This window comes from Bradyrhizobium sp. WBAH42, from assembly GCF_024585265.1.
Lineage (GTDB): Bacteria > Pseudomonadota > Alphaproteobacteria > Rhizobiales > Xanthobacteraceae > Bradyrhizobium.
Genome location: NZ_CP036533.1, coordinates 46,140 through 70,645, shown reverse-complemented (window position 1 = coordinate 70,645; position 24,506 = coordinate 46,140). Strand labels below are relative to the sequence as shown.

The following is a 24,506-nucleotide window of genomic DNA, read 5'->3' as shown; positions in this document are numbered from 1 at the left end:
GTGGATGGCCGGGACGAGCCCGGCCATGACGAAAGATAAAAATGTCTGCAAAGGCCCGCTAAGCGCTGCCTCAGCGCATGCGATCCAGCCGGCTGGCCTGATACTTGGCGCGCCATTTCGGGCCCGGTCCGCGCATGTAGTGCAACTCGGGGCGATAGGGGTTGGCCGCGACGCGGATCAGCGTCTGCCATCGGGTGGCGACGAAGCTCAGGGGCTGACGCAGCAGGCTCAGTGAAGCGAGCAACATGGCATCACCTCAATGCGGCTTGCCGAGCATGGCGGTGAAGGGGAGATCGAAGATCTCCTCGCCAGCGTCGTCGCTGACATGGATCACCCAGTCGCGCCAGTCTTCGGCACCGGGGGTCTGGATCATCGAGTTCATGATCTGAGCGGCGCGGTCGCGCGCCTCGGTCAGATTGGCGACGGCGGCGCCGTAGCGGTCGATCAGCGTGCCCTCGGTGTTGGAGCAGTGAAAATAGACCTGGACCATAGGCGCCTCCTGTAGAAAGCGATCGGGACGGCAAACCGATACCACCCCAAGCATTCGCGAAACATTCGGGTCGAGCCCGGTAAGGAAATCTACGGATATTGGTCGGACCCAAGGTCGTTACAGGTTTAATCACAGGCGGGTGATGACTGGACGGCGCCGCGGCGGCATGGAACAACGTCCGCGGGAAGGCGGGGGTCACCGTGAACCAGCTCACATTCGCGCGCGAACGCCGACATCTGCGCTTGCTTGCAGCGATTGTCTTTCCAGCGGTTTTGGCCGCCGCGCCGCTCGGCTTGGCCCCGGCCTCATCCGAGCCGGTCAGGAAGAGCGGCTATGCGATCGGCACGGAAGCCTGCGGCAGCGGCGAACTGGCCTTTCCCAGGATCCAGATCGACATGAAGGCGGGATTTTGCGCCGGCCTCGTCGCCAGCGAAGAGGACCGCCTCAAATTTCCGCGCGCGATCGTGCAGGTGCCCGGCCGCGACCTGTTCGTGGTCGCCGACATGGGCGGCTGGGGCCACACCGACGGGCGGCTGCTGCTGCTCGATCCGCGTGCGCCGCAGGGGCAACGCTTCAAGGATCTGCTGACGGGGATAGAATATCCGTTCGGCCTCGTCGTCGGCCCGGACAGGAAGCTCTACGCCTCGACCGCGGAGACGATCTTCCGGTTCGATCCGCTTGCCGACAACCCGCGCAGCACGGTCGAGACCATCATCCGTCACATGCCCGGCCGCCGGATCACGCTGCCGGATGGCAAGAGGGTCGATGAGAGCGCGCATCCGCTCAAGCAGTTCGTGTTCGATCGCGACGGCCGGCTGTTCGTCAATGTCGGCTCGCACAGTGACGACTGCATCACGCCTGCGCCGATCACGAAACCCTGCGCGGCGGCCGAGGGCGCGTCCGCGCTGGCCTCGATCTGGCTGTTCACGCCGCCGGCAGGCGGTGTCTTTCCGGCATTGAAGCCCGGCGATCCCGACCCGCCGCACAGCGTCTATGCGCGCGGCTTGCGCAACTCGATGGCGCTGGCGCTGCATCCGAATTTTCCGGATGCCGGCTACGCCTTCCTGCAGGGCGAGAACGCCCGCGACCTGCCCGACATCTTCAAGCCGAACGAGGAGATCAACGCAATCGAGCAGGGCAGGCACTATGGCTGGCCCTATTGCTACGATTTGTCGACGCCGAGCCCCGAATTCAGGCTGGTGCTGCAATCGGGGATCTACAAATCGCTCTGCTCAGCCAACGCGCTCTACAAGCCGCCGCTCTCGCTGATGCCGCCGCACGGCGCGCCGCTCGCGATGCTCTATTACCACGGCGCCAAATTCCCGGAGCTGGAAGGCAAGCTCTTGGTCGGCCTGCACGGCTATCGGCCGACCGGCAGCCGGCTGCTGGTCTATGACGTCGACGAGCACGGCTTTCCCAAACCCAGTGCGGCACCGGTGCGCTATCACGTGAGTTGCGCGGCCGACCCGACCCGCAGTTTCCAGACCGACGCCGGCGAGGTCGCGGCCGCGCCGTTCGAGGAGCTGATCGCAGGCTGGCATCGCGTCAACGGCGCGCGGCCGCAAGGCGCGCCGGTCGGCATGACGGTCGCGGAGGACGGTGCGATCTGGCTGGTCGAGGACAAGAACAAGACCGTGATCCGGATCGATCGCGCGGCCGGCGAGCGACCTCAGCCGCTCCCCTGCGATACGCGCAGCCAGGCGATGATCGACCAGCTCGCAGCTTTCGTCGCCAGGGATGCGCAGAACAGCGCTCGCCTCACCACCTTGCGCAAGGGCCTCGTCCAGAAGTATTGCGTCGGCTGCCATTCGGATTTCGGCCTGAATGCGGGGCAATCGGATGCGGAGAAGGACAGGGTGGTGCTGCACTTCATGCTGGCGCAGGACGGCTGGATCTATCCTGGCGATCCCGACGCCGGCAGGCTGCGCACGCGCCTGCGCGGCCTTGGCGCCGAGAAGCTGATGCCGCCCGGCGGTGAGAGCCTGCCGAAGAGCGAGCCCGGCTATTCGCGCCTGCTCGATACCGCGGACCTGTTCGTCGCCAAAATGGTTCCGGGCACGCGGATGCGGATCAAGCCGGGCCCGCCGCAGCGGAAGTTTTTCAGCAAGGCCAACAAGGAATGCGGCGAAATACCGGCCGGAAAGGTCGTCGTCGTGACACAAAGGAGCGCTGTAGACAAACCCGGCTTCAGCCGATTCTTCCGGCCAGCCGATCCCTATCTGAATGGTGAGTGCACCGACGGCGATGGCTATTACATCCGGCAGGAACTTCTGGTGCCTGTGCAGTAGCATCCTGCTCGTCGCGACGCAGCCGGCCGCCGCCGAAACGAAATTGTTCGAAAGCGCACAGGTGACGCCCGCCAGCGAATACACCTTCGGGATCGAAGGGCCGGCCGCCGATCTCGACGGCAATCTGTTCGTGGTCAATCTCGGCAAGCCCGGCACCATCGGCAAATTGCCCGCGGGCGGCGCCGCCTCGGAGCTGTTCACGACGCTCCCCGACGGCAGCGTCGGCAATGCGATCCGTTTCGATCGCGGCGGCACCATGTTCATCGCCGACTACAAGAAGCACAACATCTTCGCGATCCCCAAGGGCGCGACCGAGCCCGCGGTGTGGTTTCACTCCGACCAGATGAACCAGCCCAACGACATCACCATCGCGCGCGACGGCACGATCTATGCGAGCGATCCGAACTGGAAGGGCAGGGAAGGCCACATCTGGCGCATCGTCAGGGGAGCGGACGGGACGGCGCAGGGGCAGGTGATGTCGGCGCCGCGCGCGATGGGCACTACCAACGGCATCGACCTCAGCCCTGACGGCAAGACGCTCTATGTCGGCGAGTCCAGCAGCGGCCAGATCTGGTCCTATGCGATCAGCGGCAACGAGCTCACCGCGGCAAAACTGGTCAAGGCATTTCAGCCCGACACCATCGACGGCCTGCGCACCGATGTCGCCGGCCGCCTCTACGTCGCACGCATTCTCAAGGGCACGATCGCCTTGATGAAGCCGACCGGCGCGGTCGAGCGCGAGATCCCGCTGAAGGCCAAGGAGCCGACCAACCTTGCCTTCGGCGGCAGCGACGGCAAGACCGTCTTCGTCACCCAGCGTCAGGGCGGCTTCATCGAATCCTTCCGCACCGACCAGCAGGGCCGCGAGCACTGTCTCCAGCGCGGCCGCTGCTGAGCTTCGCAAGCGCTCTGCTTTCGGCGCAGGGCAGCGCGACGATGGGCGGCATTCTTCTTGCTTGCATCCGGCGGCCGTGGCGATCAAGACTCTGCGGCACGTCCAGTAGCATGCGACCACGGAGTGTTTGAGTGAAAGCCGTCCATACCGAACTGCATCGCAGCCACGATCCGCAATTCTTCCTGGTGCGCGGTGTCGTCAAGCGCACCACCGAGCAGCCCGAGCGCGCCGACCGCCTGCTCAAGGGGTTGAAGGACGGCAGGCATCAACTGGTCGAGCCCAAGACATTCGGGCAGGGGCCCCGCGCGCGCATTCACAGCCCGGAATACCTGTCGTTCCTCAGCGAAGCCTGGGACGCCTGGACTGCGCTCGGCGATTCCGGCCCGGAGATGATCGGCAATATCCATCCCGTGCGCCATGCCGCGACCTATCCGACCCACATCGTCGGCAAGCTCGGCTGGCACACCGCCGACACCGCGGCGCCGATCGGCCCGGGCACGTGGGCCGCGGCCTGCGCCGCCACCGACGTCGCGGTCACCGCCGCGCAGATGGTGATGGATGGCGAGGACGCCGTCTACGCGCTCTGCCGTCCGCCCGGCCATCACGCCTATCGCGACATGGCCGGCGGCTTCTGCTTCCTCAACAACAGCGCGATCGCGGCGGCGCATCTGCAGCAGAAGCACGAGCGCGTCGTGATCCTCGACGTCGATGTCCATCACGGCAACGGCACGCAAGGTATCTTCTATGCCCGGCCCGACGTCTACACGATCTCGATCCATGCCGACCCCTCTGCGTATTATCCCTACGTATGGGGCTATGCGCATGAGCGCGGCGAAGGTCCGGGCCTCGGCACCAATCTCAACATTCCGCTTCCCATCGGCACCGGCGATGACGGCTATCTCCAGGCGCTGGACGTCGCGCGCAAGGCGATCGAATCCTTTGCCCCCGGCGCCCTCGTCGTCGCACTCGGCCTCGATGCCTCCGAGCACGATCCGCTGAAGGGATTGGCCGTCACCACACCCGGCTTCCGCCGCATCGGCCAAGCCATCGCGAAGATGGGCCTGCCGACCGTGTTGGTGCAGGAAGGCGGCTATCTCTCGGATATCCTCGGTGCCAACCTGACCTCCGTGCTGGCTGGCTTCGAAGACGCGCGGTGAGATCGCTTCGCCTCTTCCTGCTTAACGCGCTCACTCAGCCGCTTCGCGGAGCGGCCAGGCATGGCGGCTGATGGGAAGGCCGCCGTGCGCGCGGGAGCCGTCGGCGATCGCGAGGCGATGCGAGGGCGATGGCGAGCACAGCGAGAAGCGCCAGCCGTCCGGATCGTCGACGATGTCGGGCTTGAAGCTGATCTCGATGGCCTCGCGTGACACCTGCATGGCGAAGGCGTCGAGCGGCAGATTGAGCCCAAAGCCCCTGGCCTTCAGATAGGCCTCCTTGAGCGTCCAATAGTCGAAGAAGCGCTCGATCGCCGCGGGCTCCGGCAGTCCGCGCAAGGTTTCGACCTCCTCCGGCGCAAAGAAGCGAAGCGCGGTGGACAGCGGCGCGATGCGCCGCGACACGGTTTCGACGTCGACCCCGACGGCCTCATGCCGCGACACCACGCAGGCGACGCAGCCGTCGGCATGCGACAGGCTGAAATGCAGCGCGGTCGAGGTGGCCGGTGCTGCGACGAACGGCCGGCCATAGCGGCCCGCGCCGAACGACCAGTCGGTGGGTGCGACGTTGGAAGCGACCTGCGACAGCGCCAGGCGCAACATGGCATGTGCAAAAATGTACTGCCGCCGATGCCGCTCGAACACGAAGCGATCGGCCCGCGCCCGTTCGTCGACCGAGAGCAGGCGTCGGCACGCCTCGACCGCGCCCGGCGCGTCAATCGTCTCGATCAGTCCGACAAAGAGTTCGATTCTGTCGTCTGCCATCAATTGGGCCCATGGCGTCAGGCGAGGCCAAATCCCCCGGTCCCGACGGAAGAAGCAACTGCGCAAGAATCAGCCGAGAGGACCGTTCCTAGCGGTCCACCCGGGCGATTTCTTGTCGATTTGTAGGCCGGTTTACAGGCGCAAGCTTGTGCGAGCCCCCAAGCTCGACAAGCAAGCGGCCGATCTGCGAAGACTCGTACGGCGTCCCCGACCGACGAATTTATTTCTTCTTCTTGGACTTCTTCTTCTTGGACGCGCGCAGAGCCTTAAGGCTGGCTTCGACATCCTTCAGCTCGGTCTGGAGTTTCTGCTTCTCGAAATTGAGCAGGTCCTGCAGCGCCTTACGGTCCTCCGCGCTGAGCGAGGTCTTCTTGGTAAATTTGATGAAACCCATAACACTCCCCGGGTTGAAAATAATCGTCCAAATCAAACCCCGGGAATAATCTTGCGCGCTGGTGCCAAATAATCAAGATGCAACTTGATCATTCACAGCTTTGCCGCGTGAACCCGTATTCTTGCGCGATGCAGCGGCGTCAGGCGGCCCTGCGCGCGAGCAACCTGCCGAGCGGTGCGTTGGGCTGGGCGATCGCCGCCGTCAGCAGCGCGACGAGGTCCTCCATCCATTCGCCGACCACGCGGCCCTCCAGCAAATCGCGCTTGTAATTGCATGAGCCGGTGATGCCGGTCGGGCGCTCCTTGAGCATCAGCGACAGCCAGGTCTGGTCGATCGGCAGCGACGGCTGGCCTTCGCGCGCGACGTTGCCGATCGATTCCGTCGCGAGATCCGGGAGATCGAGCGGCTGGCGCAGCGGATTCTGCAGCGTGAAATAGACCTGGAGCAGCGAGGTCGGATCGATCCCCTCCTGCTCCAATCGATCGGCCAGGACGTTGAACGGCAGCTCCTGCCGTGCATGCGCGTCGAGCACGCTCTGGCGCACCCGCATCAAGGCCTGGACGAACGACAGATCCGGTGTGATTGTCGTGCGGACGATCACCGTGTTCTCGAACGGGCCGATGATTCGGTCGGTGTCCGGCTGGGCACGATTGGCCATGGCGGTCGCGATCGCGATGTCGGTGCGGCCCGTCCGGGCCAGCAGCATGGCCTTCAGGCCGGTGAGCAGGCACATGAACAGCGTGCAACTGTGCTGGCCGGCGAACGCCGTCAGCCGGGCGATCAGCTCGTGCTCGAGGCTGACCGGATGATGCCCGGTGGAGGCGCCCGGGCTCGATTCGCCGTTGAAAAGGGGGCCGGCTCCACGCAAATTCTGGGTCCAGTCTTCAGCCTGGCGGCGTGCCGCGTCGGTGCCGCACCACCAGCGCTGCCAGCGTGCGACATCCGAAAAGGCCGGCGGCGGCTTCGGCAATGGCGCGGACGGATATCCGGCCAGCGCCGCATAGCGGCTCGACAATTCCTCGAACAGCACGCCGATCGACCAGCCGTCGACGACGGCGTGATGCAGCGTCAGCAGCAGCACGTGGTCGTCGTCGTGGAGCCGCAACAGCCGGGCGCGCAACAGCGGCGCGCGCCTGGTGTCGATCGGAATATAGGTCTCCTGCTCGATCAGGAGATTGATCTTCCTGAGCTCGAGCGCCTTGCGCCGCTTGTTGTTGTGGGGATGGCCGTCGCCGATGGTCTCGACCGTCATGATTCGGCCGAGCGTGCGCGGCGCGGCGATGCGGCTTTTGGGCTCATCGCCGTTCCAGGCGAACGCGGTGCGCAGCGATTCGTGCCGGCGCACCACGTCGTCGATCGCCTTTGCCAGGGCGGCCGAATCGAGCGGGCCCTGTAGACGGAAGGCGAAGGGCAGGTTGAACTGCGGCAGCCCCGGCAGATTCCGTTCGATGTGCAGCATCTGGTCCTGCCCGATGGAAGGCGCGGGCGGCCCGCCCGCAGCTGATCGTGGCAGGCTTGCGGCAGGCTTGCGCGGCTTCGTGGCCACGGCCTGGTCGATCCGCCGCGCCAGCCCTTCGATTGTCGGTGCCTCGAAGATGGTCTTGATCGGCAGCGACACGCCGAGCGCCCGCGCGATCCGCGCCATCACCTGGCCGGCCAGCAGCGAATGGCCGCCGAGGTCGAAGAAATTGTCGGTGACACCAATGCTCTCGGCCTTCAGCAGTTCGATCCAGATGTCGGAGAGCACCTTTTCGGTGAAGCGCCGCGCCGGGACGGCCGCATCCGGGCCGGTCGTTTCCCGCGGGACGGGCGCCAGCAGCGCGGAGCGGTCGATCTTGCCATGGGCGTTGAGCGGCAGCTGATCCAGGAACAGGAAGGCGGAGGGGATGGCGTGGCCGGGCAACCGGCTCTTCAGGAAGTCGCGCAGCTCGCTGGCGCTGCTGCGGCTGCCGGGCTTGGCGACGACATGGGCGATTAGCCTGATATCTCCGCTCGCCTCGCGGCGCGGTTCGACGATGGCGGCGCGCACGCTTCGATGCTCGGCCAGCGCGTTCTCGATCTCCTTGAGCTCGATGCGATAGCCGCGGACCTTGACCTGATGGTCGGCGCGGCCGAGGCATTCGATCGTCCCGTCGGCGCGGCGCCGGGCCAGATCGCCGGTCCGGTAGAGCCGGCTGGCGGCCTGGCGCGAGAACGGATCGGGCAGAAAGCGCTGCCGGCTCTGCGCGGGATCGTTGATGTAGCCGCGGCCGATTCCTGCGCCGCCGATGCAGAGCTCGCCGGTCACGCCGATCGGTTGCGGTTGGAGGTGCGCGTCGAGCACGTAGAGCTGGGTGTTCGGCAGCGGCGCGCCGACCGGAACGTTGGCCGTCGCGATCGCCGGCGCCTCGGTCAGGCGATGCAGGGAGACGTCGTCGGAGCATTCCGACGCGCCATAGGCATTGATCAGCGGCACCCTCGGGCAGCGGGCAAACCAGGCGCGGCAGAGCTCGACGGGCAACGGCTCGCCGGTCGAGATCAGCAGCCGCAATCTGGAGAAGGCGCGCAGCATCGGCGCCTCGTCCATGCGATCGAGAATGACGCGCAGCAGCGAAGGCACGATCTCGAGCACCGTGATGCCCTCGCGCTCGATCTCCCGCGCCAGCAGGATCGGGTCCTGCACGATCGCGTTGCCGCAGACATGGACGCGCGCGCCGACCATGGGACCGGCGAGGAATTGCCAGACCGAGATGACGAAGCTCTGCGGCGCGGTCTGCGCGATCACGTCCTTAGGCGAGAGACCGAGCTCGGAGATCAGCGAGGCCAGATGGTTCGACAGGCCGCACTGCTCGATCATGACGCCCTTCGGCGCGCCGGAGGAGCCGGACGTATAGACGAGATAAGCGAGGCTCGTGGTGGCGCGCCGTGCGATGCGGGCCGGCTTGTCTGCCCTCGGCGCGAGCGCGTCGTCGAGCTCGGCCACCTGGATGCGCTCGACCAGCGGTTCGAGCAGGGCCTCGACCATGCCAGATTGAGCCCGCCCGGTCAGCAGCACGCGGGCACAGCTCGATCCGAGGATGGTCGAAAGCCGAGCCGTCGGCTGGTCGGGATCGAGATTGAGGAAGGCCGCGCCGACGCGCTGCACCGCGATCATCGCGGCGAGCAGGTCGGGCCCGCGCTCCGCGAGCAGGGCAACCACGCTCTCAGCGCCGACGCCCTCGCGGGCCAGCCAGCGCGCGGCCGCCCGGCTGCGGCGTCCCAGCTCGCGATAGGTCAGGGACGTGCGACCGTCCGAGACCGCGACGGCGTTCGGCGTCTTCCTCGCCTGGCGGTCGAAGCGTTCGCTTAAGTTGCCGCTTGTGGTGAAATTGGCCGGCGTGCCCCGGCCTTTCGCCAGCAATTGCCGGCGTTCGGCCTCGGTCAGGAGCGGCAGGCGCGAGATGCGCTGCTCCGGATTGGCGATGACGGCCCTGAGCAGCGTCTTGAACTGGGCGGCCATGCCTTCGATCGTCGCGGCGTCGAACAGATCGGTGGCGTATTCGAAGAAGCCGGTGAAGCGGCCATCGGCCTCGACCAGTTCGAGCGTGATGTCGAAGCGCGCCACCCTGGGATCGACTTCCAGCCGCCGCGTCGACAGGCCGGGAAAGCGCGCCGCCTCGATCGAGGCGTTCTGGAGGATGAACATGATCCGGAACAGCGGATTGCCGTCGCTGCGGCGCGCGACCTGCAATGCGCGCAACACCTCCTCGATCGGAAGGTCCTGGTTGCGGTAGGCGTCCAGCGTGACCTGCCGCACCCGCCGCAACATCTCGCCGAAGCTCGGATCGCCGCTGAAATCGTTGCGCAGGATTAGGGTGTTGGCGAACAGCCCGATCAGGCGTTCGCTCTCGATCTGGTTGCGGTTGGCGATCAGCGATCCCGTGGCGACATCCTCATGCGAGGTGTGGCGGAACAACAGGCACTGGAAGGCGGCGAGCAGCGTCATGAACGGTGTGACGCCCTGGTTCTGGCTCAGCGTGCGCAGCTCGGCCGACAGGGATTTTGGCAATTCGAGATAGTGGCGCGCGCCGTGCCCGCTCCAGACCTCAGGCCTCTGCCTGTCGGTTCGGAGCGGCAGCATGGTGACGCCGTCGAGCTGGGTCCGCCAATAATCGAGCTGCTCCCTGGCCGCCGGCGTCTGCGCCCAGCTTTGCTGCCAGAGCGCGAAGTCGCGATATTGGAAGGCGGGCGGAGGCAGTGCGGCCGGATGCTTCTTGCGCGCCGCGGCATAATGGACGGCGAGCTCCTCCCAGAACAGCCGCTGCGACCAGCCATCGGTGGCGAGGTGATGGACGTTGACCACCAGCGCATGACTGTTCTTGCCGAACGACAGCAATGTGGCCTTCAGGGGCGGCTCGTGCGCCAGGTCGAACTGATGTTGCGCAAGCTTGAGCGCCTCGCGCCGGATGGCCGCAGGCCGCTTGTCTGCCGGGCATGGCTTGAGCTTGATGTGCGCCAACCGCGGCGTCGATGACAGCACGAGCTGCACCGGCTCGCCCTGGCGCTCGATGAAGACCGAGCGCAGCGCCTCATGGCGCGTTGAAATCGCAGCGAGGCTCGCAGACAGCGCGGCGGCGTCGACGCGGCCCTCGAGAACGGCGATCTCGACGACGTTATAATTGTACCGGGTCGGGTCGAGCCGCGAGAGCACGTACATCCGCTGCTGCTGGAACGACAGCGGTGCGTCCGTGCCCGCGGCGCGGCGCCAGGCCGGCAGCGCCGTCTCGCGCCGGCTTGCGGCGGTCTCGATCCGGGCCGCGAGCGCTGCGACCGTCGGGCAATCGAAGATGTCCTCGAACGAGAAATCGACATTGAAGCGGTCGCGCAGGCGCGAGCGCATCTGTGTCACGGCGAGCGAATCTGCGCCGAGCGCGAAGACGTCCTGGTCGGCGCCGACCTGCGGCAGCTCCAGCAGGCCGGCCCAGATCTCGGCGAGCTGGCTCTCGACCGCATTGCGCGGCAGCCGGGTCTCGCGACCTGCGTCCGCAGTTGCAATCAGTTCGGCGAGGGCATTGCGCTTGACCTTGCCGCTGGCGCCCTTCGGCAGCGTGGCCACACTGCGGATCAGGCTCGGCACCTTGTAGGCTGCAAGCCGCTTTCGTGCGAATTGGCGCAGCTGGTCCGAGGTCGCCTCGGCGTTCGGCCGCAGCACCACGATTGCTGCGACGTTCTCGCCGAGCTTCTCGTGCGGGACCGCGAACACGCCGGCCTCCAGCACCGCCGGATGGCCGAGCAGGACGTCCTCCACCTCCAGCGGCGAGATCTTCTGCCCGCCGCGATTGATGACGTCCTTGATGCGGCCGACGATGAAGAGATAGCCGTCGTCATCGAGATAGCCGAGGTCGCCAGTCCTGAACCAGCCGTTGCGGAACGCGGCCCGTGTCGCCGCCTCGTCATTGTAATAGCCGCGGCTCATGTTCGGCCCGCGCAGCATGATCTCGCCGTGCGCGCCGCTTGCGAGCATGCGGCCCGTCTCGTCCATGATCGCGATCTCCGGGCCGGCGGCGCGGCCGACCGATCCGACCTTGCGCAGCTCGAACGGATTGGCCGCGATCTGCGAGGCCGCCTCGGTCATGCCGTAGGTCTCGAGCACGGGAACGCCGAACGTCGCCTCCAGCCCGGCGAGAATCGCCGGCGCGAGCGAGGCCGAGGCCGACCGGATCACGCGCAGCGACGACGGTCGGGCGCGGTCCGGGTTCGCTTCCGCCGCCGTCAGCAATGCGCGATGGATGGTCGGCACCGCCGTGTACCAGGTCGGCTGCAGCTCTCGCATCCAGCCGAAGAAGGACGCTGCGTCGAAACCGTCCGTGCAGATCACGCTGGAGCCCGCGGCGAGCGCCGTGAGCAGGCCGGAGATCAAGCCATGGGCATGAAACAGTGGCAGCACATTGAGCAGGCGATCATGCGTCGTGAGCGACAGCACATGGCCGGCATTGTAAGCGGAGAGGCAGACATTGCGGTGGGTCAGCGGCACCATTTTCGGCCGCGCCGCCGTACCTGACGTCAGCAGGATGAACGCATCCTCGTCGCCGCGCGAAGCGCCGTTGGCTCTTGCCGCCCCGATCGCCGGAGCGATGAACGTGCAGCCGCCGAGATCGTGGGCGGGCCCCGCCACGAAATCGATCACGGCGATATCGAGCGCCCTGGCGACGTCACGGCTCGCCGAGTTCATGTCGGCCCGGGTCACGAGCGCCGTCAGCTTCAACTCGCTGAAATAGCGTTGCAGCTCGTCCGCCGTCAGGTCGGGGTTGACGGGGACGCAGGCGCAGCCTGATGCGACCGCGATCAGCGCCAGCGCAGAATCCGCGCCGCGCGGCAGCGCAACCGCGATGCGGTCTGCGGGGCCGATGCCGAGTTCACGCAAGGTCTGGACCAATTGCCGGATCGACTCGGCCAGCGCGCCATAGCTGAGCGCCGGCCGGCCGGGAGCGAGGAGTGCGGGGGCGGCCGGCGTCTTGCGGGCATAGAATTCGAGAAGGCCGCTGATATGCGCGAATATCTTCGGTTCGGCCGTGGTGCCGGCGAAGGCTTCGTCCGCTCCGGTTGCAATACCCGACAACGCCATTCCCTTTTGGTCCGATTAAGTTATTCTTCCAAGAAGTTAGGGAATGCGTCCAGTCCGAGGTGAAGTTTGGCCCCCAAAATCTTTGGTTGAGGGGCCTCCAAGCCCTTCGACGGAGTGATGGTCGGGCAGAATCACCATGCTGGAGAATGAGCCGGGCACGAGTTTGGAAGGCGGGCTGAAACGCTGGCTCGAAAGTATCGGCCTCGGGCACTACACCGATCTTTTCGCGCAGCACCGTCTCGATCTCGACGTCATCGCGGATCTCACCGAAGCCGATCTGGTCGAGCTCGGATTGCCGCTCGGCGATCGCAAGCGGCTCCAGCGGGCGATGGCGGCGCTGTTTCAAGCGGAGACCACGGAGGCGCCAGCCGCGGCGGCGCGTCCGCAAATCCGGGCGGAAGTCGGAGCCGAACGGCGCCAGCTCACCACCATGTTCTGCGACATGGTGGATTCCACCTCGCTGTCCGCACAGTTTGATCCGGAGGACGTCCGCGACATGATCGCGGACTTTCGCGAGACCTGCGTCCGGGTGGTCAAGCAATACGAGGGCTTTGCCGCCCGTTTCGTCGGCGACGGTATCCTGGTTTATTTCGGCTATCCGACCGCACATGAGGACGATGCCGAGCGCGCGGTGCGCGCCGGACTCGAGATCGTGCGGGTGCTGTCGACCGCACGCGCGGTCGAGCCGCGCGGTGCGCTCAGCCATTCACCCGCCGTCCGCATCGGGATCGCGACCGGCCTCGTCGTGGTCGGCGATCTGGTCGGGCAGGGTACCGAAGAACGCGATTCCGCGGTCGGGGAAACCGTCAATCTCGCGGCGCGCCTGCAAGGCCTGGCGCCGCCCAACGGCGTGGTCATCTCCGCTTCGACACAGTCGCTGCTGAAGGGGAAGTTCGACTACCGCAATCTCGGCGTCCACGACTTGAAGGGAATTCCCGAGAAGACACAGGCCTGGCACGTGGTGCGCGCCTCGCGGGTGGAGACCCGCTTCGCCGCCGCGATGGGCACGCGGCTGACGCCGCTCGTCAACCGCGAGGAGGAGATCGCGCTGCTGATGGGGCGCTGGCAGCAGACCAAGGACGGCGACGGCCAGGTCGTGGTCAAGTTCGGCGAGCCCGGCATCGGCAAGTCGCGCATCATCCAGGAGATCTTCGAGCGGGTATCGGGCGACCGCCATGGACAGGTCTCGCTGCAGTGCTCGCCCTACTACACCTCGACCGCGTTCCATCCGTTCGTCGCGCAGCTCAAATTCACCCTCGGCCTCGATCGCGAGGAGTCGTCCGCGCTGTCGCTGGCGAGCCTGGAGAACGCGATCGCCGCCGCTCATGGCGACATCGAGCAGGTCACCCCGCTGTTTGCCGCGTTGCTGTCGATTCCGACCGGAGACCGCTATCCGCCGCTCGAGCTGTCGCCGCAGCAGCAGAAGGATGCGACCGTCGTGGCGCTGGTCAACCATTTCCTCGGCCTTGCGCGCGAGATGCCGCTCGTGATCGCGTTCGAGGATCTGCACTGGATCGACCCGACCTCCCGCGAGGTGATCGACCTCCTGGTCGACCGGGTGCAGAACCGGCCGATCCTGGCGATTATCACCGCGCGCTCGGAATTCCAGCCGAGTTGGAACGCGCATTCGCACGTCACCACCCTGGTCCTGAATCGGCTGAGCCGGCAGCTGCGCACGACGCTGGTCGAGCGCGTCGCGGGGCGCGAGATGCCCAAGGAGGTCGTCGAGGAGATCATCGTCAAGACTGACGGCGTGCCGCTATTCCTGGAAGAGCTGACCAAGACGGTGCTCGAATCCAATCTGCTCACCGAGCGGCACGGGCGCTATGTGCTGTCGGGACCGTGGCGGCAGCTCGCAATCCCGGCCACCCTGACCGATTCGCTGATGGCGCGGCTCGACCGGATGGGACCCTCCAAGCGCATCGCGCAGATCGGCGCCACGATCGGCCGCGAGTTCTCCTACGAGACGCTGCACGCCGTCGCCAACACGCCGGCCGAGCAGATCGAGGCGGCACTCAATCATCTGGAGGAGGCGGGGCTGATCATGCGCCGCGGCCATCCGCCGGACGCGCTCTACTCCTTCAAGCACGTGATGATCCAGAACGCCGCGCATGCGAGCCTGCTGCACAGCGAGCGGCGCAAGCTGCATGCGCGGATCGCCCAGGTGCTCGCCGAGATGTATCCGGAGAAGACCGAGCGCGAACCGGAGCTGCTCGCCCATCATTTGACCGAATCCGGCCAGAGCGAGGGCGCCGCCAGCTTCTGGCTCAAGGCCGGCAAGCAGGCGGCCAAGACCGGCGCCAACCTGGAAGCGATCGGCCATCTCCGCCGCGGCCTTAACGTCGTGCAGGCCAATACGCGCATGCAGGGCGCGGACGAGATGGAGCTCGAGCTGCGTATTGCGCTCGGCAATGCGCTGATCGCCGCCAAGGGCTACGCGGTGCAGGAGGTCGAGGAGAACTACATCCGCGCGCTGGAGCTCGGCCGTCAGCTCGACGACGACGAAAAGGTCTTCGCTGCCACGCGCGGGCTCTGGGTGTGCCATTTCATCCGGGCCGATCTCACCCGCGCGCACGACCTCAGCGTCGAGCTGTTGAAGTTCGCCAAGCGCGAGCGCCTGAACGAGCGGACGCAGCCGGCGCAGCAGACCGGCTATCTGATCGAGGCGCACCGCGCGATCGCGATGACCATGTTCTATCGCGGCCGCTTCGCAGCCTCGCAGCACCATTTGCACCGCTGCATCAACCTGTTCAGCCCCGATCTGCACTCCGACCTGATGGAACGGCACGGCATCGATCCCGGGGTCGTCTCGCTGTCCTATCTCGGTTATCTCTTGTGGTTCCTCGGCCGGCCCGACGCCGCGCGCCAGCACAGCGAGCAGGCGATCGCGAACGCCGAGAAGATCCGCCACCCGTTTACGCTCGCCTTCGCGCTGGTGTTCGGCGCCTATCTCCGGCAGCATTTGCGCGACGTGGAAGGCACGCGCGACCACGCCAACCGCGCCATGATCATTGCCACCGAGCACAATTTCCTGCACTGGAAGCAGCAGGCGGCGATCCTGCGCGGCTGGGCGCTGGCTCAGCTCGGCGAAGCCGACGAAGGCCTCGCTCAGATGCGCTTCGGCCTCGACGAGTACGAGGCGATGGATTCCTGGCTCGCCGGCTGCTGGTTCCGCTGTCTGCTCGCGGAAACTTACGCCAAGGTCGGGATGCGCGACGCCGCCTTGCGCGCGCTGGATGGTGCGCTTGCGACCGCAAGGCGGACCGGCGATCACTTCTATCTGGCCGAGGTCTATCGCCTGCAAGGCGAGATCACGCTGGCGGGTGGCGACCCGGCGTCGGTACAGGAGGCGGAGGACCTGTTCAGCCTGTCGCTGGAGATCGCGCGCAAGCAGGGTGCGCTGTCCTGGGAACTCCGCACCGCCGTCTGCCTCGCGCGCCTGTCGCATCAAGCCGGCAAGCGCGAGCACGCAAGGCTCCTGCTCATGCCGATCGTCGGTAAATTCAGCGAGGGCTTTCATACGCAGGACCTGAAGCAGGCGATGCAGCTCGTCGAGGAGCTCGGTATGGACGCGCCGGTGCGCGAGCAGGCCGGTCATGTGACATGAGCGATCTTGCGGCCGCGCGTGCGCGCTATGTGGAGCTGATCGCCAGGCGCGAGCGGATTGCCTCAAGGCGTCTGCTCGATGCGCTCGCCGCCGTCCCGCGCGAGAAATTTCTGCCAAGGGGGCCGTGGCGCATCAAGGGCGAGGCGGCGCGCAGCTACCGGCTGACGCCCGATGCCGATCCCGTTCATCTCTATGACAACGTGCTGGTCGCCATCGATGCACGCCGCAAGCTCGACACCGGCCTGCCGAGCCTGTGGGCGCATTTGATCGACACGCTCGACGTCAAGCGGGCGGACCATGTCGTGCAGATCGGCTGCGGTCTCGGCTATTTCTCGGCGGTGCTGTCGATCATGGTCGGCGACAAGGGGCGCGTCCATGCGATCGAATGCGACGAGCGGCTCGCGGCCCGAGCGGCGAGCTATTTGCGCGACTATGGGAACGTCACGGTCGTCCACGGCGATGGATGCAAGGACGTGGGCGAGCCCGCCGACGTGATCATCGTGCATGCCGGCTTCTCGCATCCGCATCCGCTCTGGCTGCGGTCGCTCCGTCCGCGCGGCCGTCTTCTGGTGCCGCTGACCCAGCGCGACCGCGAAGGCGCCGCCCTCAAGATCAGGCGGAGGGCCAGGGGTTTCGAGGCAGAGGCGATCCAGCAGATCCGGATCTTCCCCGGCCAGGGCCGCGGCGTGAGCGCCCTCGACGACCGCGTCGCCGACTGGTGGCAGCGCGCCTCAGCCCTCGCACCGCTCCGCTTTCGTGGGCTGGAGCAGGGGCTGCCGTCGGATGGATAAGTTATTGATCAATAACAGTTTTATATCTTTCCGGCGTCTGCCATTGAACGCGCAATATATGTGAATTACATATTTCACAGCTTCAATGTGGTTTGGTGAGACATGCGGGATTTAAAGGAGTTTAGCGCGCAGGACCTGCAAAGACGGTTGGGCGAGGTCCAGGACGCGGCTCTTGTTGCGCCGATCGCGATCACACATCGCGGTCGCCGGCGGCACGTCATGATGTCCATCGATGAATTCAACCGCCTCGAACAAGCCGCCAGCGCAAGGGTCTACAGGATCGGAGAGCTGCCCGGCGATCTCGCGGAAGATCTGGCTAATGTCGAGATGGATTCCCGGCATGACCATCTCGACAAGTTGCTGGATTAGGTGACGGCTTGCGCGAGCAATTGCCGACACCCGAACCGGGCATGGTCGTTCGCTTCGATTATCAATGGGCCGATCGCAAGCAGCCCCGGAAAGATCGGCCGGCCTGTGTCGTTCTCGTCAAGGTGCGGCCTGACCCCCGACCGCATCGGGAGGGTGATGAGCCTGCCCGTCTCGACGAAGTCATTTACCTACCGGTCAGCACCAAGCCGCCCCGCGCAGATCAGGCAGCTGTTCGTATCCCCGATCAGGTTCGACGTCATCTCGGGCTTCCCGGCGAATCCTGGATCGTGATCTCAGAGTGCAACGTCCAGTTCTGGCCGAACGATTTGTCGCGCGTTCCAGGATCTGGAAGGTGGCTATACGGATTTCTGCCTCCACGCTTCTTCCGTAGCGTTCGCGACCGGCTTGTCGAAGAGTTGAAGAGCCAGCGATTGAAGATGGGGAATGTGCGCTATCTGCCGCCGCGGACGAGGTCGTAGGTGTCCGACGGAACTCGAAGCAAGGCTGCCGTCGGATGGATAACACTTCGTTTCATTTTACCTTGATTCCGTTTGTGGGTTTCCCCGGTTTCACGGCGCCGCTATCAGTGCGGGCTGATGGCCATTTGAGCGTGCTCCATGCATTCCGTCGCCCTGCTGACCGCCAGCTACGCCAAGGATATCGAACGTTTTTCGCTGCTGAGCGAGAGCATCGACACCTGGCTGACGGGCTACACGCGGCATTATGTGCTCGTTAACGATGAGGATGTGCCGCTGTTCGCGCGCTTCGCGTCCGACAGGCGGGTCATCGTTCCGGCCTCGCGGTATCTGCCGAAATGGCTGTTCGCGCTGCCGCCGCCGCTTCAGTTCATCAGCAAGCGGCGCGTCTGGTTGTCGCTGCTGTCGTCGCCCGTGCACGGCTGGCACATCCAGCAGATCCTCAAGATCGCTGGCGTCCTCAATGCGCCCGAGCAGCGCCTCTGCATCCTGGACTCGGACAATCTGTTCTTCCGCGAATTCGACGTCGGCCAATATGCCGGCGGCGAGCAGACGCCTCTGTTCGTCACGCGCGAAGCGATCGGTGCCGACCACCCCCTGCATGGTCTGTGGCAGCGCACGGTCGATCAGTTGCTCGGCATCAAGCAGCGCACCTTCCCGGCGGACGATTATGTCGGCAACGCTCTGGTCTGGGACAAGGACACCGCGCGTGCGATGACGGACGCGATCAAGTCGGCGACGGGCCTGAGCTGGGCGCTGGCGCTGTGCCGGAAGAAGAAGTTCTCCGAGTATTTGCTTTACGGAAACTTCGTCGCGACCTCGCCGGAGCACCTGGCGCGGCATCGGGTCACCGAAGACAGCATCGCGGTCTCGCATTGGGACGACACGCCGCTCGACCGCACCGCGATCGAAGCGATGATGCGCACGGCCTCGCCCGAACAGGTCGCGCTTTGCATTCAGTCCTATTCGTCGACCTCGATCGACGACATCCGCGACGTGTTCCGTCTCTCATCAAGCGACCGACGCGCGCCGAGCCTGGCTCCCGATCACATCGGCGATGTAGCCGCGTTCGAAACGCCCAAGACACGCTGATCTCTAAGCGTCTTTCGTGAACTTGCTGATGACGTCCATGAACGGCTTCGGCTTGAACTCGCCGTCGAGCGGAAGCGGGCGGTTCGGCTGCTTGTCCGCGCGGGCGAAGGTGCCGTTGATCCAGCTGTAACGGTCCGAGAGGCCCCAGGTCAGGATCGAGCGCACCGGGCCGCTCGCGGAAACGGCGGTCAGCAGGTCGTCGACGCGCTTGGCGACGACGGCATCGCGCTCCGCAGGACTTCCCGCCAGCTTCTGGTCGTCGACGTCGAGCTCGGTGATGAGCACCTCGAGCCCCCAGGAGCGCAGCTCGGTGACGAAGTCGGCGAGCCCGTGCGTGTCGATCTCGAGCTCGGCATGCAGATGCGATTGCAGCCCGACGGCGTGGAGCGGAACGCCCTGATCGAGCAGGTCCATGATGAGGTTGCGATAGGCCGCCCGCTTGGCGATGAAGGAGTCCTTCGCCGATTCGATGTCATATTCGTTGATCGCGAGCTTGACGAAGGGATCGGCCGCGGCGGCCGTGCGGAACGCCAGCGCAATCCAGCTCTTGCCGAGATGCTGCGTCCAGAACGTATCGCGCCGGTCGGTGATCCCCTTCGGGTTGTCCGGGATCGGCTCGTTCACGACGTCCCACGACGTCAGCTTGTCCTTGTAGTAGGAAACCACGGTGCCGATGTGGTCGAGATAGGCGCGCTCGACGCCCCTTCTGTCCTTGATCTGCTTGGTCCAGTCCGGAATGTCGTGATACCAGGCGAGCGCGTGGCCGCGCATGGTCAGATCGTTGTCGCGCGCGAAATCCAGGATCGCGTCGGCGCGCTCGAAGGCGAAAGTATGGGCGTCCGGCCGCAGCATCGGCCATTTCAGCTCGAGCACCGGCACCACCTGCGTGCAATAGGTGCTGATGGCCTCGCCGAGCCGCGGATCGGCTTGCAGGTCCCACAGCGTCGCCGCAGCGCCAAAGCCGGGACGGCGCTGGGCGCGTTTCGAGGCCGGCACCGCGGACGCAGATGCGCCCGCAGCAAGGGCCGCGGCGCTGCCGAGGAGAAATTCGCGTCTAGCGAGCCTGGTCACGTTGGGACGTTCCTTCTGCAACCAACGCGCCTTCGTACCAAGCGGTGCGGTGAACCGCCCGGGTTTCATGGCGTTCGGTTAACTCTGCAGCAGGGCGGGTAAAAAGGGACCCGGAAGCGAAAAACGCCGGGAAACATGGTTTCTTTTCCCTGATCCATGCGCCCGTTCAGCACAGGGCAAATTTAACGCTAACGCGCGAAAGCCGCTCCAACGCCGCATTCGCCGCCCGATCTGCAGACTTATGTGACACTCTTGAGGGATGCTGCGGCGCAGTTCGTTCGCCCGCCAAGATCCAATTTGGATCGAGCCTCGCCACACTCGCAAGTCCGCTGCCGGTCCCGTGCTCGCATGCTGAACCGCCATTTCTCGATTTATCTCGTCGCCTACATCCTGCCTGCGGCGGTGGGCTTCTTGGCCGTCACGGCCTATACGCGGCTGCTGAGCCCGGCGGAGTACGGCGTCTATGTGGTCGGCATCAGCCTTGCGGGCATTCTGGGTGCGATCTTCTTCGCCTGGATCAAGCTGTCGGTGTCGCGCTATCAGGCGATGTCGGCGGAGGTCGATTTTCGCGGCACGGCGATCGTCGCCTTTGCCCTGACTGTCGCCGTGCTCTGCGCCACCACGCCGTTGATTGTCCTGTTCCGCAGCGATGTCAGCGTCGAGCTGCTGCTCGCCAGCATGTTCGTCGCGATCATGGCCAACGCGGTCGATGTCGGCCAGGAGTTCGAGCGCGCCAAATTGCGGCCCTACCGCTTCGCGGCGATCTCGATCGTGCGCAGCGTCTCCAGCGTCGGCTTCGGTCTGCTCGGCATCTGGCTCGGCTGGGGTGGATTGGGACTGCTCGCCGCATTCGGTCTGGGCTCGCTCGCCGGCATCATCCTCAATCTCGTCGGCGACCGCACCAGGATTGCGCGCTTCCAGCGCAGCCAGTTCATGCAGCTGGCGCGCTATGGCCTGCCGCTGACGCTGGCCGGCCTCTCCGTCGCAGTTTATTCGGCCTGCGACCGGCTGATCGTCGCCTATCTGCTCGGCAAGGACGCTGCCGGCATTTTCGGCGTTGCCGCCGATCTGCCGCGCCAGTTCATGGTCATGATCGCATCCAGCGTCGCCGCGGCGACCGTGCCGCTGGTGTTCCGGTCATTGTCCGAGAATAACGGCGAGACGACGCGCGAGCGGCTGACCGAAAGCCTCGAGCTCCTGCTCGTCGTCGTCGCGCCCGTTGCGGTGTGGCTTGCGCTCGCCGCGGACCAGGTGGCCGGCACGCTCGTCGGCATCGACTTCCGCGCCGGCGTCTCGGCGCTGCTGCCGACCCTGGTGCTCGCGCGGCTTTTCGGCATCGCCAATCAGTTCTACGTTCAGATCAGCTTCCAGCTCGCCGAGCGGCCGTTCATGCTGGCGGCGCAATCCTTTCTCACGCTGGTGATCAGTGTGATTCTGATGTTCGCGCTGATCGGCGGCTACGGCCTGTACGGCGCGGCGCTGGCGACGCTGGCAACCGAGGCGATCGGCTTCCTCGTCGCACTCGTCCTGATGCATCGGGCCCATCCAGTCCCGTTCGAGCTCAATCGCCTCGCCGGCGTTGCCGCCTCCGCAGCCGCGATGGCGGCGGCAATTCTGCTGGCGCGCTCGCAAGCGGGCGGCACCGGCCTCGTATCGCTCGTCATCGTCAGCCTCGCCGGCGGCCTTGCCTATGCGGCTGCGGCCTGGCTGCTCAATGTTGCGAACGTGCGAACCTTGTCGCTGCGTGTACTGCGAACGCTGAACCGCAAGGCGTTGGGCGTCTAGCCGCGCCGCCGTGGGCGGCTGATCGGACATTCTGCCGCAGTGGTCCAGACCAGCTTCGGGCCAGCCTCGGCTGAAGGCCGCCTTCCGCCTGGGCGAGGCGTCGTATATGAGAGATTTGCCGCCGGAAGTGCCGAATCTCGCCACAGAGGGAACGTAAGGCGGCTGCGATTTCTTAATGCAATGACTCCAATCTGGCACGTGAGCGACACCAGCCGACTGGCAGTTCGACCGAGGATGGCATGAAAAACCGATCGACGACGGCGCAATCCATCAGGGCGGTGGGGCGCCGGGGGCCTGCCGGAATCATGGCGTTCGTGGCGGCGGCGACCCTTGCAGCGGTGGCCCCGGCGATTGCGGCCAAGCAGCAGCGCCAGGTGGCCGAGGCGGTGGCGCAGCGTGTGGCCGGCGAGCCGATCATGGCGATCGTGTCGATCAAGAGCCAGCAGGTCACGTTCTACGATGCCGATGGCTGGATCCTGCGCGCGCCGGTATCGACCGGCACCACGGGCCGCGAGACGCCGGCCGGGGTGTTCGCCATCGTCGAGAAGGAAAGGGAGCACCGCTCGACGATGTATGACGATGCCTGGATGCCGCATATGCAGCGCATCACCTGGAACGGCATCGCCCTGCATGGCGGACCGCTGCCCGGCTACGCCGCCTCGCATGGCTGCGTGCGCATGCCGTTCGGCTTCGCCGAGAACCTGTTCGACAAGACCTATCTCGGGATGCGCGTGATCATCTCGCCGTATGACTCGGTCCCGACCGACTTCTCTCACCCCTCGCTGTTCGTGCCGAAGCCGGAGGCCATCGCGGCCGTGCCTGCTCGGGCCGACAAGCTCTCCGCCGAGGCCGAGGAGGCCACAAGGGCGGCCGACGAGGCCAAGAAGGCTGCGTCCGCCGCCGCGAAGGAAGCCGCCTCGCTCCCGGCCGCGCTGCGCAAGCTGGAACAGCAGAAGGCCCGCGCCGATGCCGAGCTTGCCTTCGCCGACAAGACGCTCGCGAATGCCAGGAACGATCAGGCCCGCGCCAAGGCCGAGGAGCTGAAGCAGAAGGCGGCAGCCAAGGCTGCCGACACGGCGACGCAGCTCGACGCCGCCAGGGCCGCCGCGCAGCCGAAGCGCGATGCGGTGGCCGCGACCAAGGAAGCCGCGAAGACCGCTGCGGCCAGAAAAACCGAGGCCGTCAAGCTGGCGACCGACGCAAAGCTCGCCGGCGAGCCGGTCTCGGTCTACATCAGCCGTTCGACACAGAAGCTCTACGTGCGGCGGAACACGCACAAGCCGGCGCCCGACGGCGGCGGCGAGGTGTTCGACACCAGCATCGAGGTCCCCGTCACGATCCGCAATCCCGAGCAGCCGATCGGCACGCATATCTTCACGGCGATGGCGAAGAGCGGCACCGGCTTGCGCTGGAGCGTGGTCACGATCGAGAACGGCGACGAGGCACGCAACGCGCTCGACCGCATCACCATCCCGCAGGACGTGTGGGACCGCATCGGGCCGACCGCGTTGCCGCGCTCCTCGATCATCATCTCAGACGAGCCGCTGAGCAGCGAGACCAATTACCGGACCGAGTTCGTCGCGGTGCTGAGCAACGAGCCGCAAGGCGGCTTCATCACGCGCAAGCCGACCGCGCCTGCGATGATCGCAAGCGATGACGGCTGGGACAATAACGGCTTCGGCTTCTTCTTCCAGCAGCGCGATCCGTACGTCCAGCCGGCCAACCCGCGCCGGCGCAGCCAGTACCAGTATTATCAGCCGGCGCAGCCGATGCAGCGGGGCTTCTGGTAAGGACGCGCCGCGTCGGCCGACGCCCGCAGCTAGGGGCGGGCCTCGATCACGATCGCCTGGATCTTGCCCTCGACCGGCCCGGACCCATGGCGCGTCCGGATCGTCTCGGCAACGATCTCGGTTGCGGCCTGAAGCTTGCCGGCATCCCGTGCCTCGATCTCGCTGCGCAGCGGCGTGCCCTGGCAGAGCGCAATGGCGACGTACTCGGCTGACGGCGCGCGGCTGATTTCGGATCGGGTTTCGATCGAGATGTCGCGGAAGCCCGCGCGTTCGAGATCGCCCCTGATGACGGCCTTGTCGTGATAGCCGTGCGGCGTCCGGATCATGAAACGCGGCGGATCATCGGGAAACAGCTTTCCGAGCGCGGCCGTGGCTTCATGCGTCAGCACGTTGTCCTCGATGCGATCCCAGACATTGAACACGAACGTGCCGTCGCCCTTCAGGACGCGCTTCACCTCTCCATAGGCCTTGATGCGGTCCGGAAAGAACATCGCGCCGAACTGGCAGCAGACCACGTCGAACTCGGCATTGCCGAAGGGCAGGGCCATCCCGTCAGCCTGACGCCAGGTGATGCGATCGTCATCCGACTGGCGCTGCGCTGCGACCGCGAGCATCGGCTCGTTGAGATCGGTTGCAACGTAGCGAACGCCGCGCGGCAGCGCCGCCGCCACGGCACGCGTCACGGCGCCGGTGCCCGCGGCGATCTCGAGCAATACGGAGGGAGAGCGTGCGGCGACGCGCCGAGCCATGTCCTCCGCATAGACGGCGAAGATCATCGGGACGAGATAATCGTCGTAGATTTTCGGAATCGAGCCGGCGAAGACCTTGTCAGTGTCGGGCATGTTAGCCTCGCTGAAGGTTCTGACACGAGGTGCAAATTACCATGGTTTCCCGCCAAGGCTAGCACCTCGCGGTCGATAGCGTTTGAGTGGGATGTAGCTACGCTCATCACACCC

17 protein-coding genes are annotated in these 24,506 nt (G+C 65.8%); 10 read left to right on the top strand and 7 right to left on the bottom strand.

All coding sequences use genetic code 11. The features are described 5' to 3' along the window. Positions 1-70 precede the first annotated feature (70 nt). A complete protein-coding gene (locus tag DCG74_RS00355) occupies positions 71-247 on the bottom strand; it encodes a hypothetical protein (protein ID WP_172788150.1) in 177 nt (58 codons plus the stop codon). Positions 248-256: 9 nt separating this feature from the next. Then, positions 257-490, bottom strand: a complete 234-nt coding sequence (locus DCG74_RS00350) for a hypothetical protein (protein WP_025032002.1) — start codon at positions 488-490, stop codon at positions 257-259. A 200-nt stretch (positions 491-690) separates the two neighbouring features. Between DCG74_RS00350 and DCG74_RS00345 the strand changes: the two genes are divergently transcribed. The 3 genes from DCG74_RS00345 to DCG74_RS00335 all read left to right on the top strand — a co-directional run bounded on the left by DCG74_RS00345 (position 691) and on the right by DCG74_RS00335 (position 4,830). After that, complete coding sequence (locus DCG74_RS00345) at positions 691-2,778, top strand: sorbosone dehydrogenase family protein (RefSeq protein ID WP_172788151.1); 2,088 nt, start codon at positions 691-693, stop codon at positions 2,776-2,778. Then, entirely contained in the window at positions 2,735-3,673 is a 939-nt protein-coding gene (locus DCG74_RS00340) for an SMP-30/gluconolactonase/LRE family protein (protein ID WP_172788152.1), read from the top strand. The genes DCG74_RS00345 and DCG74_RS00340 overlap by 44 nt, the downstream gene beginning before the upstream one ends. 131 nt (positions 3,674-3,804) lie before the next feature. Beyond that, positions 3,805-4,830, top strand: a complete 1,026-nt coding sequence (locus DCG74_RS00335; RefSeq protein ID WP_172788153.1) for a histone deacetylase family protein — start codon at positions 3,805-3,807, stop codon at positions 4,828-4,830. 30 nt (positions 4,831-4,860) lie between these two features. Here the strand turns inward: DCG74_RS00335 and DCG74_RS00330 are convergent, their stop codons facing one another. The 3 genes from DCG74_RS00330 to DCG74_RS00320 form a co-directional block, all read right to left on the bottom strand. Continuing rightward, positions 4,861-5,592 carry a 4'-phosphopantetheinyl transferase superfamily protein gene (locus tag DCG74_RS00330; RefSeq protein ID WP_172788154.1) on the bottom strand — a complete coding sequence of 244 codons (732 nt, stop codon included), beginning with the start codon at positions 5,590-5,592 and terminating at the stop codon, positions 4,861-4,863. Positions 5,593-5,812: 220 nt separating this feature from the next. Further along, positions 5,813-5,986, bottom strand: a complete 174-nt coding sequence (locus tag DCG74_RS00325) for a hypothetical protein (RefSeq protein WP_172788155.1) — start codon at positions 5,984-5,986, stop codon at positions 5,813-5,815. 139 nt (positions 5,987-6,125) lie between these two features. Next, on the bottom strand, positions 6,126-12,569 hold the full coding sequence (locus DCG74_RS00320; RefSeq protein ID WP_172788156.1) for a non-ribosomal peptide synthetase: 6,444 nt from the start codon (positions 12,567-12,569) through the stop codon (positions 6,126-6,128). 136 nt (positions 12,570-12,705) lie between these two features. On the opposite strand from DCG74_RS00320, the gene DCG74_RS00315 reads away from it, so the two are divergent. The 5 genes from DCG74_RS00315 (at position 12,706) to DCG74_RS00295 (ending at position 18,904) form a co-directional block, all read left to right on the top strand. Next, positions 12,706-16,176 carry an AAA family ATPase gene (locus DCG74_RS00315; protein WP_172788157.1) on the top strand — a complete coding sequence of 1,157 codons (3,471 nt, stop codon included), beginning with the start codon at positions 12,706-12,708 and terminating at the stop codon, positions 16,174-16,176. Further along, entirely contained in the window at positions 16,173-16,967 is a 795-nt protein-coding gene (locus DCG74_RS00310) for a protein-L-isoaspartate O-methyltransferase (RefSeq protein WP_172788158.1), read from the top strand. Before DCG74_RS00315 ends, DCG74_RS00310 begins: the two co-directional genes overlap by 4 nt. Before the next feature lie 102 nt (positions 16,968-17,069). Then, entirely contained in the window at positions 17,070-17,336 is a 267-nt protein-coding gene (locus DCG74_RS38945; protein WP_212259253.1) for a type II toxin-antitoxin system Phd/YefM family antitoxin, read from the top strand. Positions 17,337-17,344: 8 nt separating this feature from the next. Further along, positions 17,345-17,815 (top strand): hypothetical protein, encoded by a 471-nt coding sequence (locus tag DCG74_RS00300; RefSeq protein WP_172788160.1) that lies wholly within the window; start codon positions 17,345-17,347, stop codon positions 17,813-17,815. Between the two features lie 138 nt (positions 17,816-17,953). Beyond that, a complete protein-coding gene (locus tag DCG74_RS00295) occupies positions 17,954-18,904 on the top strand; it encodes a DUF6492 family protein (RefSeq protein ID WP_172788161.1) in 951 nt (316 codons plus the stop codon). 3 nt (positions 18,905-18,907) lie between these two features. Here DCG74_RS00295 and DCG74_RS00290 read toward each other — a convergent pair whose 3' ends face one another. Further along, positions 18,908-19,975: an endo-1,4-beta-xylanase gene (locus DCG74_RS00290; protein ID WP_172788162.1), complete on the bottom strand. Its 1,068-nt coding sequence runs from the start codon at positions 19,973-19,975 to the stop codon at positions 18,908-18,910. A 348-nt stretch (positions 19,976-20,323) separates the two neighbouring features. Between DCG74_RS00290 and DCG74_RS00285 the strand changes: the two genes are divergently transcribed. After that, positions 20,324-21,760, top strand: coding sequence for a lipopolysaccharide biosynthesis protein (locus DCG74_RS00285; protein WP_172788163.1), 1,437 nt, complete (start codon positions 20,324-20,326; stop codon positions 21,758-21,760). 239 nt (positions 21,761-21,999) lie between these two features. Further along, a complete protein-coding gene (locus DCG74_RS00280) occupies positions 22,000-23,550 on the top strand; it encodes a L,D-transpeptidase (protein ID WP_172788164.1) in 1,551 nt (516 codons plus the stop codon). Positions 23,551-23,579: 29 nt separating this feature from the next. Here the strand turns inward: DCG74_RS00280 and DCG74_RS00275 are convergent, their stop codons facing one another. Beyond that, entirely contained in the window at positions 23,580-24,392 is an 813-nt protein-coding gene (locus DCG74_RS00275; protein ID WP_172788165.1) for a class I SAM-dependent methyltransferase, read from the bottom strand. Positions 24,393-24,506: the final 114 nt, after the last annotated feature.